This is a genomic window from Dictyobacter halimunensis (assembly GCF_036245075.1).
Window position 1 is genome coordinate 3874038 of record NZ_BSRI01000002.1, and the last position, 13168, is coordinate 3887205.

A 13168-nucleotide genomic window follows, 5' to 3' on the forward strand; every position below is an offset into this window, starting at 1 on the left:
GTACGGCATATCTAGATATCGACATAAGTTATAAAGGGAGAATTGCTCTATGTCCTTAGAAACTGAAAAGCTACTTGACGAGACTGGCTGGCGCCTGCTGCAGGAGCTACAACAGAACGCCCGCCTCTCCTATACGGAGCTGGGACAGAGGATTGGACTCTCGTTGCCCTCCGTCGCCGAGCGGGTGCGCAAGATGGAGGATGCAGGCATCATTACTGGCTATCATGCCGAGGTGAATCTGAGCAAGCTGGGGATGCCGGTGCAGGCGATCATTCAACTGCAAGGTATAGGGGGACAGAGCTGCCGTAACGCCGTCGCTCAGGTCTGGGAACTGCCCGAGGTGTTGGAATGCTCACGCGTGACGGGCAACGATTCGATCATCGTCAAGGTTGTAGCTACCTCGCTCGACCACCTGGCCCGGGTCATCGATCAGCTCTCTCTCTCGGGCGTACCCTCTACATCGATTATTCGCACCAGGCCGATGCAGCGCCATCTGATTCCGAGCGAGATCCTTGCGCGTGGCGCGAGCGAGGATGAGACCCTATAATTGCTGCGACGGTGCGCGGAACGCATTGCTCAGGCTCACGGCGCAGGCGAGCAGGGTTACGAGTGCGATGCCCATGGCCGCGAGCGAGAAGTTGATATGCGTGCCCGTGATCATCCCCTGCATGTAGAGCGGATGGCTGACCGGATTGAGCAGCAATATGTGTACGATCTGGGAAACGACGTTAACGAAGAGCAGGCTTCCCACGCTCACGCACGCGCCCAGAATCAGGGCGGCTCGGCGTCCCAGGACAGGCTCCGTACGCGTGGCGGCTCCTCGTCCCACCAGCAGGCTGACCAGCGTCAGGACCACGAAGGCCGCGAACAAGAACAGGAAGGATGTAGGGTGACGAACAATCAAGCCTCCAAAGCCGCCCAGAACCACGACGAGTCCCACCAACGCAAGGCCAATCATGACCGGCATTGTGCGCTGCAGCAGGGCGTATCCTGCGATGGCGCACATGGCGACTCCCGAGGCGAGCGCGGATACATAGATGCCATCATAGCTGACGCGTAACAGCGTGGAAGCGCTATACGCCGCCTGCGTCAGGGGACTGCTATCTTCGATCAGGTAGAGATTGAGGCTGGCCACCAGCGAGACCGCGAACGCGATGATCGTTGTGGTGAGGGCGATCCAGAGACGCCGTGGAAAATGCTGTGTATTGACCATGGCGCGGGCTCCTTCCTGTAACTGCTGCCATCGTTCCAGGCAGGCATTGCTTATCAGATCAGAGAGTGTATGTAGCCAGAGTGGGATGATGGCCGCCAGGCCGTGTTGCCGCAGGGTATCGCGGCAGCTATCGCGAAATACCTGAACCATGCGCGAGCCAAAGTCGCGCCGAAATGGTGCCGGGTAGACGCGCAGAAAAAAGGTATAGAGCCACGCTGAGAAGGCGACGATCCTTCTCATGCCGCGTGGAGAGAGCCTGTGGCGCGCCATTATATCCCTCCTCCACCCGGTTGAGGTAACAACTGCCTGGACTGTGCCATGCGTACCAGTTCCGCCAGGCGCTGCGCCTCCGCCCTGGCGACGCGCAGCCCAAATGGCGTCAGGCGATAGTAGTTGCGCCGCTCATCATCCAGGTCGGGGGCGGGCCGCTCATCGGACTCCTCGATCAGCCCATCGGCCAGCAGGCGGCGAATCGTGCGATAGAGTGTTCCCGGTCCCAGGTTGACCTTGCCACCACTGCTTTGAGCCGCCTCCTGCATAATGCCATAGCCATGGCGTTCCCCACTGGTCAGGGCCAGCAGGATCTGAAAGGCAGCCACCGGCAACGGGAGCAGCGCTTCGGGCTCTTCTTTGTCTTCCTTCATAAGCACCTCCTTGCGTGTTATATGGAAGATAGTATCCATGCTGCATATAACCAATATGGATATATGTACTATGGATATAGTAGATCGAAAAAAGCTGTTTGTCAAGGGCGAGGTGCCTGGCTGCATGGAAATGGATCGCTGTGATCTTTCTTTGAGAGGTACGCCAACCTCTGTGATGGTGATGTGAGGGCGGCAAACTATGCGTACACAGGGTGGGGTGACCCTCAAGGGTATCGCTTTTTGTATCGTTTTTTTTCTCCACATTCCACAGCAATTTGTTACGATGCAGTTGCATTGTAGAAATTATGGAGGCTCTAAACTCGTATTAGTTATATATAGAAGGTAGCTATGGTTTTTTTGAGCAAAAAACGCATATATTCTTTTGAAATGTGGCGAAAAAAAAGCGATACGGCGCTATCTATGCATTTTGAGAAGGGAAGGGGGTCATTATGAGAATAAATTCCAGCATTCGCAGGCTCACGACTATATTTGTCGTTATGTTCGTTGCCATCAGCGGATGCCTTGTCTACTGGCAGGCGGTGAAGGCGGATCAGGTGACGGCGACGCCGCATAATCCGCGTATCTGTCAGCCGGACAATGTGCCGTTGCGCGGCAATATCTATGATCGCAATGGCGTCTTGCTGGCATATTCGGTCCCCGATCCCAATGCATGTGGGGGATATACTCGTCACTATACCGACCCTTCACTGGCAGGTTTGATCGGCTATTACGTGGCGGGTGGCCTCTATCCCGCAACCGGTCTGGAGGCGCAATATGATGCGGTCCTAAGTGGCGCGACGGGTCAGACGGCGATCAATAATCTGGTGAACAAGACCCTGCATACATCGCAGGTTGGCAATAATATCTACCTGACCATCGACGAGCGCATCCAGAAGGTTGTTGCGCGCGATTATGCCGACTACACCCCTGATCCTACGGGGACGGCGTTCGTCAATCATACCTATCCCACCTATCCAACGGATCGTGGGGCAGCCGTAGTGACCGATCCCCACACCGGAGAGATCCTGGCCATGGTCAGCTCGCCCGGCTATGATCCCAATAAAATGGTTGATACCCTGACACATTCGCAGAACCAGACCTCATACTACGATCAGCTCGTCAAAGATCCGGAGAATCCACTGCTCTATAGACCAACACAGGGACTCTACTCGCCGGGCTCGACGTTTAAGACGGTGACCCTGATGGCCGGACTCGACTCGGGGGCGACCACGCTGGACCAGAACTGGGACATGCAGAATGCCTATAAGCCCTGGGCCATTCCGCAGACGGCGGACAGTCCGGGTACTACCGTAGTGGGCGATAATCTGGGCTACGGCCAATATGTGTTTCACTTTCCCGTCAACACCGAGTTCGGGTATGCCAACTCGGACAATATCATGTTTGCCCACATCGGGGCCAACGTCGGGCAGCAGAAATGGCTGGATTACACGAAGCGAATGTACTTTGATCAGACGATCCCGGCTGATTTCCCGATCGCCAAAAGCCACGTCATGCAGGCCGATGGCAACCTTAATTTCGCCAACTTTGTCAACGACGCATATGGACAGGGTGTGGATTTCGTGACGCCGATGCAGATGTCGCTGGTGGATAATACCGCCGCGAATAACGGCACCTTGATGCGCCCGATGCTGCTCTCAAAGATCACGGATAAGCAGAACAATGTGGTGCAGAACTTTGATCCCCAGCGGCTCAGCAACGTGATCAGTCCCGATGCCGCTTACAATACGCGTGTGGGCATGAACGCCGTCGCGACCTGTGGGAGTGCCTGGCATATTACCGAGGACAACCGCCCGCCGACCACTGTGATTGGCAAGACCGGCACGGGCGAAGTGGGCGGCGGCAAGCCTCCCGAGAGCTGGATGATTACGCAGGCTCCCTTTGATATTAACAACCCGCAGCAGGTCCCGGCGCTTACCATCGTCGCCATGCGTGAGAACGGTGGAGAAGGTGCGTATAGCATCGGACCCGCCATCTGGCACATGTATAGCGACATCTTTAACCAGAACCTGGTTAAAACGCAGCTGACCCCCTGGAACGATCCCAATGTGTTCTGCCCCGAGCACAATCTGTGGCAGACACGGTCCGGTCCCCAGGTGCATGGCAATCTGTAGCTGTATGGTGTATACTTGGCGCAAAATGGAAAGCGCGTTAAAGATGGAGCACCGTCAGCAGGATATGTCACCGGGACTATCGTTTGGTGCCTGGCTCAAGGAGCAGCGCAAGAAGAAGCATTGGACGCAGGCAGAACTGGCGCAGCGCATACACTGCGCCAGCATCACTATTCGTAAGATAGAAGCGGGCGAGCGCCATCCGTCACGCCAGTTGACCGGGCTGCTCGCCGAGCAGTTTCGCATCGCGGCGCGGGACAGGGATGCATTTGATGAGTTCGCCATGTCGGGTTCATCTTCATCCTTGCCGGATAGCATAGGTGCGACGGCTGCGAAGTCCTCTCCGGTCGTACCTATGCAGGATTTCTCGCGCGGGCCCGAACGAAAAAGGATCACTTTTGTTCAGCGTCCCCATGGCGTTCACGCCAGGACCATCTACCTGCTGGAGGCCAGCTCCGATCAATTGTTACTGGCCGAACGCGCGCAGCAGCGTCTGAAGATTGCCAGCACGACAAAAATTATGACGGCCCTGCTGGCGATTGAGCAGGGCAACCTCAACCAGAAGGTGATCGTCAGGCAGGAAATCCTCGACCTGCTCAATCGCTATCAAGGGCACCTCAGTCATCTACAGGCGGGTGATACATTTCTTTTAAAGGATCTCCTCTATGCCCTGATGTTGCCATCGGGCGATGATGCCGCCTTTGTAATCGCCGAAGCGATGTGCGGCAGCGTTAAAGAGTTTGTGAAGCTGATGCACGTCTATGCCAGACGCCTGAGGCTAACCGACACTTGCTACGTAAATCCTAGCGGTACCACCCATCTAAATATGCTGGACAACTATGAGGCCAGCAACTACTCGACAGCCACCGACCTTATCCGGTTGACGCAATACGCGACCACTAATTCATTATTTGCCCAGATTGTGCAGCTACAGCGCTATGAGCTTCCCGAAAGTGATGATCACCATGCCTATCGCTGGGAAACGATCAATAGCCTCCTCTATAGCTACGCGGGCGCGACGGGCGTCAAGACCGGTCGTGACAGCGAAAAGGATTGTAGCATGGTATTTTCGGCGACCAGCGGCAGACAGCGGCTGATTGGCGTCGTACTACAGGAGCAAAGTATCCAGCAGCGTCTGCATGATGCTCAACGGCTCCTCGATTGGGGCTTTTCTCAATCATATTGATGTATTTCATTCTGTGATTCTCGTGAGATACGTGGAGGGTATTTGAGAGCTATCTGTGATGTTGTCTCGCTAGCATTACCATTTAATCGGAGAGATCGCTGAAAGCAGAGAGATGAAGGATGAGAAAAAAGGAGGTGGCATGATGGGAAGGATGCAGCTTGAGAAGGAGGTTCAGATACCCGCTGACGCCGTCCAACTGGCCGGGTCGCTGGTGCTGCCTGAACATGCGGTGGGCCTGGTGGCGTTCGCTCATGGTAGTGGGAGCAGTCGCTTCAGCCCGAGAAATACCTTTGTGGCCCGGCAACTGAATCAGGCGGGTATTGCTACCCTCCTGATGGATCTGCTGACCGAAGAGGAAGATAGGCGTTATGAGACGCGCTTCGATATCGACCTTTTGACCGACCGTCTGCTTCAGGCTACCTACTGGCTGCAGAAGCAGCCCGCGACAAAGGACCTGGAGATCGGTTACTTTGGCGCGAGTACCGGAGCGGCGGCGGCGCTCAAGGCAGCGGCGGCGCTGCCATCGTCGGTCCGCGCGGTCGTTTCTCGTGGCGGACGTCCCGATCTGGCCGACGAGGCGCTGGCGAAGGTTCAATCGCCCACCCTCTTGATTGTCGGTGGCAACGATCCTGTGGTGCTGCAGCTGAACCGCAACGCCTTTGAGCAGCTCCCTGGCGAGAAAGACCTGATTATTGTTCCTGGGGCGACGCACCTGTTCGAGGAGCCCGGCACCCTGGAAGAGGTGGCTCGTTTAGCGACTGGATGGTTCAGAAGCCATCTGCACAGTGTACCCGTGGCCTGAACATGCCACATCACAATTGATTAGCAATCCTGCTGTTATAAGCCTCGATCCTTTTCATGTAGCAGATGATCAGGTATCATAGCTACATGTCTCCATTTTATGCTATAAAACGCTTAAAAATATCTTGATGGATGCAAGAAAGTTGGATCTATGGTAAAGGTTCATATTATTGGAGGGCCTGGTAGCGGAAAAACAACGTTAGGACAGATAATTGCGGCCAGATGGCATATCCGGCATCAAGATCTGGATTGGATTGAACTTCCTCCCAACTCTGGTATCGATGCGTATGTCAGCTACGCCTTTGACCTGGCCGGGCAGCCTGACTGGATCACGGAAAACATAGGCCTGATGTGGACCGACCCGTTTCTCTATCAAGCCGACTATATTGTGCTGATGGAGATCTCCTGGCCTGTGGCCGCATGGCGTATCATTCTCCGACATCTCATCAAGAGCCTTCGCCGCGACAACCCCTATCCCACCAGTCTGTTATACAGTTTCCTGAAAGGGACGCGCCAATACTACCTCAACCAGATGAGCGCTGATACTGCTGCCGTGGCACGTGCATATCTTGCGGAACACGGAAGCCATGTCGAACCGCCCGACAGCAATGTTCTGCTTACTCGCCTGGAGACGTATAAGATGGGTGGCCCTCCCGGTGTGCCTCCTACGGCAGAGTTTACACGCCAGTACCTGGAAAAGTATAAAGAGAAGGTCTTTGTGGTCAGGAATAATGCCGACCGAGAGCGTCTGCTATCACTGCTCGGGAAAGATAGCCGGGCTATGTTACAATAGTTTCACAACTGGCATTCTTGCGTAGGAGAGGTTTTTTATGACGCAAACAGATCATGGCATTAAGGAGCAGCATGGGTTGGACGGTGGACAGAAGCCGCGCCTGCGCTTCGCTCCCAGCCCGACCGGATTGATGCATATCGGGGGATATCGTACGGCTCTGTTCGATTGGCTCTACGCGCGCCAGACCGGCGGGACGTTTGTGCTGAGGATTGAAGATACCGATACGCTGCGTACCGTGGAGGGGGCGGTTGAATTTCTGCTCGAAGGTATGCGCTGGCTGGGTATGGATATAGATGAAGGCCCCGGCGTGGGCGGCGCCTATGGCCCATATATTCAGACCCAGCGCCAGGAGCTTTATCAACAATATGCCCAGCAGTTGATCGAGGCGGGCCATGCCTATCGCTGCTACTGTACGCCGGAGCGGCTGGAGAGCATGCGCCGGGAGCAGCAGGTACAGAAATTGCCGCCGCGCTATGATCGTCGCTGCCGCTATCTTTCGGATGAGGAGCGCGCCGCCAACGAGGCGGCCGGCCTCAGATCAACCGTGCGCTTCGCTATGCCGTTGGAGGGTGAGACGACCGTGCGAGACGAACTGCATGGCGACATCACGTTCCGCAATGCCGACATCGACGACGCCATCCTGCTCAAATCCAACGGGATCCCCACTTATCACCTGGCGCATGCCGTCGATGATCACCTGATGAAGATCACCCATATGATCAGGGCCGAAGAGTGGATCTCCAGCTTCCCGCTGCACAGCCGTGTCTGGCAGGCGCTGGGCTGGGAGATGCCGCTGGTCTATCATGCGCCAGACGTGCTGGGCAAGGACAGACGCAAGTTGAGCAAGCGCCATGGTGCTGCCTCCTGGCAAGAACTGCGGCAGCAGGGCTTTCTGCCCGAGGCGGTCTTTAATTTCCTGGCCCTCATCGGCTGGTCGTATGACGACAAGACCGAGTTCTTCACGCGCGAGGAACTGATTCGCCTCTTCTCGCTGGAGCGCATCAGCGTATCCGGCGCCATCTACGATGAGGAGAAACTGGCCTGGATGAACGGCGTCTACATCCGCAAACTCTCGCTTGAAGAGCTGACGCGGCGCACCCTGCCCTACATGGAGCGTTCCGAAGCTGAGGGTGGTCTGTCCGATGCCATCCACCGTCCGCTCGACGTGGCGTACACGCAGCGCGTGCTGAACCTGGAACACGAGCGTCTGCGCACGCTGGGCGAGGCCGCGCACGCTGTTTCATACTTCTATCGAGAGGACTGGGAATACGAGACGCCTCTGATCCAGAAGGGAATGGATCAGGAGAGCACCAGAAACGTCCTGCTGCGCTCGCGCGATCTGCTGGCGGGGCTGGCCCCTTGGGATTCCACACACCTGGAGGAGCAGCTGCGCGCACTGATGATGGAACTGGTTCTCAAGCCTGCCCAGTTCCTTGGCACCCTGCGGGTCGCGGTCAGCGGACGCAAAGCCACGCCGCCCCTCTTTCAGATGCTCGAAGTTCTGGGCCGCCAGAACACGCTGTCCCGCATCGATCGCGCCTTGAATGGCCTGGTATAACGAAACGCCCCTCGATGGTATCACGCCCTACGCGGTGCTTTTGGGTTCGTGTGTGGAACGTGGACGTGCAGGTACCACGTGGGCCGACGTGAAAGGCAGGGGAAGCGGTGTTGTGGGGGGACGGGGGCTGCCATTGCTGGCGCTGGCAGCCCGGTCGACCGTTGAAGGTCGACCCTACGGGGCGTTTCGTTTTGAAGGGGACGTTCATCTTTGGCGGGTGTTTCGTGTTTTTTGTTGCATGCCTTTTTGCGAATTTGGATGATATTCGATGGCTCTCTGCCCTTCCACCGGAAGGACAGAGAGCCTATTCAATTCATATTGTTGCTTGACATGGTTGCTAAGTGTTCGGTATCCTGAAAAGACGCGGATGCATGAGTTAAGTCTTTCGCGTTAGATTGGGATAAGAAGATGAACTCCTCAATCACTATCCAAAATTGGTTGTTTCTTTTACCTGCGTATGATAGACGGCTTCATAGGTGGGGTTGGATTGCTTATTATTGACGAAGCCGGGAGCGCTAGCTCTGGTGATGGGTACAGGTGAGAACGCTTCCTGATACCTATTAATAATGCGTTCATCGCGAAGTAATACTTTCGATTCCTCACAACTTATCTTTCTTCCTGGCTGATCCACGCCTGTTGCGAATGGATCTTTCTGTGTTGTCTGAAACTTCCCAGTGGCCGTGCTCCGCCATTTCCTTTTTCTTTGCTTTTGAAGAAATCGCACATTTTTCATGCATAGAAAAGGAAAAAGGAATGTCTTCAATTTCAGATAACCCCCTGAATGACCATAAATCGAAGCAAGTAAGGAGCGTAGCTCCCAGGCGTCGCCTGCCCCTTGCATCCCTGCTGGTTGAGCGGGGGATCTTTGCCCATGTCGATGAAGCCCGGCGCTGGATTATGGCTGGAAAGGTGCTAGTAAATGATCAGCTTATGGACAAACCGGGCATGGTTGTGCCCCGAGATGCGCATCTGCGCGTGCGCGGAAGAGCGCGCTATGCCAGTCGGGCTGGCTACAAGCTTGAGGCGGCCCTGGATGCGTTTGCCGTCGAGGTTGCTGGGCAGGTGGCCCTGGACTGTGGTGCTTCTACGGGAGGATTTACCGACTGCCTTTTGCAACGAGGCGCTGAGATGGTCTACTCGGTTGATGTGGGCTATGGTCAGTTGCTCGGTCGTTTGCGTGTTGATCCTCGCGTGCGCAACCTTGAGCGAACCAATCTAAGCGATCTGACAGCGGATACGCTGCAACACGCACCGACGCTGATTACACTCGATCTTTCGTACCTCTCGCTGACGAAGGCACTGCCGGTCGCGGCGACGCTGCTGGCGCCAGAGGGAGAGATTCTGGCGTTGGTGAAGCCGCTGTTTGAAGTCGAGAGTCAGGATGCCAGGCGCAGCGGCCGCATCGATGATGTAGCGCTGCTGGTTGAAGCGCTGCGACAGGTAGCTGAGGCGGGCCTGAACTGTGGTTTATCTCTACAAGGGATTGTGAAGCTGGCGCTCAGACCACGTTATGGCGTCCATGAATTCTTCACCTCATTTATTCGGCGTCCAGACGCGCCTGATCGGCAATATGATGAACACACATTGCTTGACCTTATCCAGGGACAGGGTGTTGGCGTAACTCAAGGAGAATAGTCTGATTTCCGCCATCGCAGGAGAGCTGGAGCTTTGCTCTAACTCTCCTGCTAACTAGTTATACATATGTCGTAAGCATATCTTTATTTTTGCTTTTTATGTTTTTAGGCTCTTATACTGATAGAAACGCTTTGTGATGATGCGAGAAAGTTACGCTGTAAGAAAGTGATGTCCTCAATGGATTGGAGGTACTTTTCGTGAGACATGCGTTGTATGACGATATTGCTGAATGGTACGATAACTATCTGAATGGGAATCCCGTTTACTCTGAGGTTATTCTTCCCAGTCTGTTGGAGCTTGTCGGAGATGTGCAGGATCGCACGATTTGTGACCTTGCATGTGGGCAGGGTTGGTTCGCCCGTGAACTGGCTAAACGGGGTGCGAGGGTGACTGGTATTGATATTGCTGATCGTTTGCTTGAGTTGGCTCGCCAGTACGAGTTGCAGGAACCATGGGGAATCACTTATCAGCTTGATGATGTCCGGAGCGCGCTATCGCTTCCTGATGGCACATTTGATGGGATTGTATGTGTGCTGGCGCTGATGGATATTTCTGATTTTCAGGCTGTATTTCAAACGGCCAGGCGCATCCTTCAACCTGGAGGGTGGCTGGTTTTTGCCATTACCCATCCTTGCTTTGAATTGCCTGAAGCCCGGTGGATAACGGATGAGCAGGGAAAGGTGACGCGTGCGGTGAAGGGTTACTTCAAAGAAGGGAGCTGGAAGTCAGAACGCGGAGGCGTGCGTAGTCGTGTGGGAGCGCATCATCGCATGCTCAGCACGTATCTTAACTCCCTTGCCTTGGCCAATTTTACGCTTGAACGGATGCTCGAGCCTATGGCAAGTGGTGAGCGTGCTGATAAAGTGCCCGGAAATCGAGAGGTCCCTTCATTCTTATTCATACGCGCACGCCCCCTTTGATGCTGATATATGCGAGGGGACGTGCGCGCCCGGGCACAGGGCCGCTACGCGGCAAGCTTGGGCGAGCCCAGCACCTATGGCAAGCCGGGCGCTACGATTTCTTGCCTGCGAGGGCCGCTGGCCGTTGTTTTTTTGCAGTGAAGTTGCGAATGGCTTTCTGGTAGATGCCGTTGTATTTGTATGCCATGGCAGCGCCTGAGAAGTGCTGCTGGACATGGGCCCTGGTTTTTTCTCGGCTGATTTCATCGATGCGGCCGATGGCATGGACCATCTCTTCGAGGTTTTGAACGAGAAAGCCTGTTTTGCCGTCACTGACAATCTCGGGAGCCGCGCCGCGCGCGAATGAGATGACGGGACAGCCTGTAGCCATGGCTTCTATCATCACCATGCCGAATGGCTCTTCCCAGGTGATCGGATTGAGGAAGCCGCGGGCACGGCCCATCAGTGTCAGTTTTTCTTCGAAGCTGGCGGGTCCGTGGTTGCGTATGAGCTCTCCATCGATCTGAGACTCGACCACCTCTTTGTAGTATTGTTCCTGGTTCTGGCTGATGGTGCCGGCCAGTATCAATGGCACCCCGGCCTGTTTGGCTGCCTGAATCGCCAGGTGGGGTCCCTTTTCGGGTACAAAGCGGCCCAGCCATAAAAAGTAGTCTTCCGGTGGTTCGGACGACATGGGATATTGTTGCGGGGAGATGCCGTGGTGTACCACTCCAATAAAATGCAGTGGGAGTCCCTGGTGTCTTCGTGCCTGTTCGCTGATGGCGACGATGGGAACGTGTTCCGTCCAGCGTGCGATATCACCCTGCTTTATCTCTGGTGGAACCTCCTCTGTGCGGAATGGAAGATTACTGTGCAGCGTGGTCACGTGCGGCACGCGTAAATGAGAGAGCAGTGGGAATAAGTGCATGTCTCCGCCCGAGGATAGGTGCGTATGCACGATTTCGAAATCGTGAGCCTCAATGTAGTCCAGGGCTTGCTGTAGATATTCTCGTTCCTTCTGGGTATCGCGCCAGGAAAATCCTTCTTCCAGCAGGCTATGCGCGGTCAGGGGGACAAAATTAGCCCCCGTCTGACTGCCTGCTGCAGCTAGCAGGGTAACTTCATGTCCCTGAGCTACTTGTTCTTCAACCAGTATATGTAGAACTGTTTCGGTTCCACCATATGCTTTAGGTGGGATCTCGATCCATGGCGGCGCTAGCTGAGCAATTTTCATATCTATTCTCCTATCTTTTTGTTTTTCTTTGCTCCTTCTTGCTGAGTTTGACTAACAGAGATGTATTATATTGTATCTACGTGTAACACGGTTAACTATTTTACGCGGTTGTGGCACTAGGAGTTTCGGTTTCATTTGAACGCTGCTAGCTATTACGGGTAAGATGTTCGCGATCCCAAATGCATTAGTGGCGCCGGCAGCCTTCTCCAGCGCCACCATGTAGATGCACATATGCATTTGTTACAGTTTGAGCAGCATGTCGTACTGGCTGAAGAACTCGTTGAAGCCGAGATCCAGGTAGTGGGGAACCTGGGGACTCTCCTCGGGCTCGTTGTAGATCTGGACCTTAGAGCAGTCAGTGGCCAGGGCGCGTAGCAGCGCACCGTACTCGCTTGCCGTCAACCGGCAGCGCAGCAGCACCGCCTGGATCTGCATGATGTTATTGGCGCGGCGCACGATGAAGGCGTTGAGCTGGTCATCGGGACCCGCAATGGTGAGCGCTTCGGAATTGCCGGTGAGGAGACTGGCGATCTCCAGACCCCAGGTGGGACGGGTCGTATAAAAGGGGTCCCAGGATAGCAAGGAGGTCGGTTCCACCGAGTTGATCGGCCCGCTGGATTCAACCGGTAGATCCGAAGTTGCGATCTCCAGGCCGAGCAGGCGGCGCTGCCTGACAAAGCCGACGCGCTCATAGAGCTTGATGGCGGCCGTATTCTGTGTCAGCACCTCAAGCTGGAGCAGCGTCAGGCCGCTCTCTCTCGCTACCCGTACCATCTCGCCGGCCAGGAGCTTACTGGCGCCCGTCCCACGAAATTCGGGGACAATGCCGAAGCCGCCGCACCAGCCGCGTGAGCCACGCGTGCCCATGCGCGCCATGCCAACAAAGGTGTCCTGAGCATCGTGCATCACCACACAGCGATTGGCATCGATCTGGTTGGCGCGCCAGAAGTCAGAGACCTGTGCCGGGGTCATTATCATAGGCATAAAATAGCCGCTGAAGCTGCGGTTGTGCAGATCCGCGAGCTGCTCAAAGGTATAGCCGAGAGCATTGGAGAAGCGATACTCATGCATGGGAT

The 13168-nt window shown here is 55.3% G+C and carries 12 protein-coding genes; 8 read left to right on the forward strand and 4 right to left on the reverse strand.

Annotated features, from left to right (window positions below):
• Positions 1-49 precede the first annotated feature (49 nt).
• Positions 50-547, forward strand: coding sequence for an Lrp/AsnC family transcriptional regulator (locus AABA21_RS30020; RefSeq protein ID WP_338255913.1), 498 nt, complete (start codon positions 50-52; stop codon positions 545-547).
• Here the strand turns inward: AABA21_RS30020 and AABA21_RS30025 are convergent.
• Positions 542-1483, reverse strand: a complete 942-nt coding sequence (locus tag AABA21_RS30025) for a hypothetical protein (protein ID WP_338255916.1) — start codon at positions 1481-1483, stop codon at positions 542-544. The genes AABA21_RS30020 and AABA21_RS30025 overlap by 6 nt on opposite strands.
• Positions 1483-1857, reverse strand: a complete 375-nt coding sequence (locus tag AABA21_RS30030) for a PadR family transcriptional regulator (RefSeq protein WP_338255917.1) — start codon at positions 1855-1857, stop codon at positions 1483-1485. The genes AABA21_RS30025 and AABA21_RS30030 overlap by 1 nt, the downstream gene beginning before the upstream one ends.
• Before the next feature lie 449 nt (positions 1858-2306).
• On the opposite strand from AABA21_RS30030, the gene AABA21_RS30035 reads away from it, so the two are divergent.
• From AABA21_RS30035 to AABA21_RS30065, 7 genes are all read left to right on the forward strand, one after another.
• Positions 2307-3989, forward strand: a complete 1683-nt coding sequence (locus AABA21_RS30035; RefSeq protein ID WP_338255918.1) for a penicillin-binding transpeptidase domain-containing protein — start codon at positions 2307-2309, stop codon at positions 3987-3989.
• 43 nt (positions 3990-4032) lie between these two features.
• The gene (locus AABA21_RS30040; RefSeq protein WP_338255919.1) at positions 4033-5172 is read left to right on the forward strand and encodes a helix-turn-helix domain-containing protein; all 1140 of its coding nucleotides are present in this window, start codon (positions 4033-4035) and stop codon (positions 5170-5172) included.
• 139 nt (positions 5173-5311) lie between these two features.
• Positions 5312-5974 carry a dienelactone hydrolase family protein gene (locus tag AABA21_RS30045; RefSeq protein ID WP_338255920.1) on the forward strand — a complete coding sequence of 221 codons (663 nt, stop codon included), beginning with the start codon at positions 5312-5314 and terminating at the stop codon, positions 5972-5974.
• A gap of 150 nt (positions 5975-6124) precedes the next feature.
• On the forward strand, positions 6125-6766 hold the full coding sequence (locus AABA21_RS30050) for a P-loop NTPase family protein (protein ID WP_338255921.1): 642 nt from the start codon (positions 6125-6127) through the stop codon (positions 6764-6766).
• Positions 6767-6803: 37 nt separating this feature from the next.
• A complete protein-coding gene (gltX, locus tag AABA21_RS30055) occupies positions 6804-8324 on the forward strand; it encodes a glutamate--tRNA ligase (RefSeq protein WP_338255922.1) in 1521 nt (506 codons plus the stop codon).
• 753 nt (positions 8325-9077) lie between these two features.
• Entirely contained in the window at positions 9078-9959 is an 882-nt protein-coding gene (locus tag AABA21_RS30060) for a TlyA family RNA methyltransferase (protein WP_338255924.1), read from the forward strand.
• A 209-nt stretch (positions 9960-10168) separates the two neighbouring features.
• Positions 10169-10879, forward strand: a complete 711-nt coding sequence (locus AABA21_RS30065; RefSeq protein ID WP_338255925.1) for a class I SAM-dependent methyltransferase — start codon at positions 10169-10171, stop codon at positions 10877-10879.
• A 91-nt stretch (positions 10880-10970) separates the two neighbouring features.
• Here the strand turns inward: AABA21_RS30065 and AABA21_RS30070 are convergent, their stop codons facing one another.
• On the reverse strand, positions 10971-12092 hold the full coding sequence (locus AABA21_RS30070; RefSeq protein WP_338255926.1) for a glycosyltransferase family 4 protein: 1122 nt from the start codon (positions 12090-12092) through the stop codon (positions 10971-10973).
• A gap of 240 nt (positions 12093-12332) precedes the next feature.
• A complete protein-coding gene (locus AABA21_RS30075; RefSeq protein WP_338255927.1) occupies positions 12333-13163 on the reverse strand; it encodes a GNAT family N-acetyltransferase in 831 nt (276 codons plus the stop codon).
• Positions 13164-13168: the final 5 nt, after the last annotated feature.

Coding starts and splice junctions, on each gene's coding strand:
- AABA21_RS30025 (WP_338255916.1), bottom strand. CDS start 1,483: ATGGCGCGCCACAGGCTCTCTCCACGCGGCATGAGAAGGATCGTCGCC.
- AABA21_RS30070 (WP_338255926.1), bottom strand. CDS start 12,092: ATGAAAATTGCTCAGCTAGCGCCGCCATGGATCGAGATCCCACCTAAA.
- AABA21_RS30035 (WP_338255918.1), top strand. CDS start 2,307: ATGAGAATAAATTCCAGCATTCGCAGGCTCACGACTATATTTGTCGTT.
- AABA21_RS30040 (WP_338255919.1), top strand. CDS start 4,033: ATGGAGCACCGTCAGCAGGATATGTCACCGGGACTATCGTTTGGTGCC.
- AABA21_RS30020 (WP_338255913.1), top strand. CDS start 50: ATGTCCTTAGAAACTGAAAAGCTACTTGACGAGACTGGCTGGCGCCTG.
- gltX (WP_338255922.1), top strand. CDS start 6,804: ATGACGCAAACAGATCATGGCATTAAGGAGCAGCATGGGTTGGACGGT.
- AABA21_RS30045 (WP_338255920.1), top strand. CDS start 5,312: ATGATGGGAAGGATGCAGCTTGAGAAGGAGGTTCAGATACCCGCTGAC.
- AABA21_RS30030 (WP_338255917.1), bottom strand. CDS start 1,857: ATGAAGGAAGACAAAGAAGAGCCCGAAGCGCTGCTCCCGTTGCCGGTG.
- AABA21_RS30075 (WP_338255927.1), bottom strand. CDS start 13,163: ATGCATGAGTATCGCTTCTCCAATGCTCTCGGCTATACCTTTGAGCAG.
- AABA21_RS30050 (WP_338255921.1), top strand. CDS start 6,125: ATGGTAAAGGTTCATATTATTGGAGGGCCTGGTAGCGGAAAAACAACG.
- AABA21_RS30060 (WP_338255924.1), top strand. CDS start 9,078: ATGTCTTCAATTTCAGATAACCCCCTGAATGACCATAAATCGAAGCAA.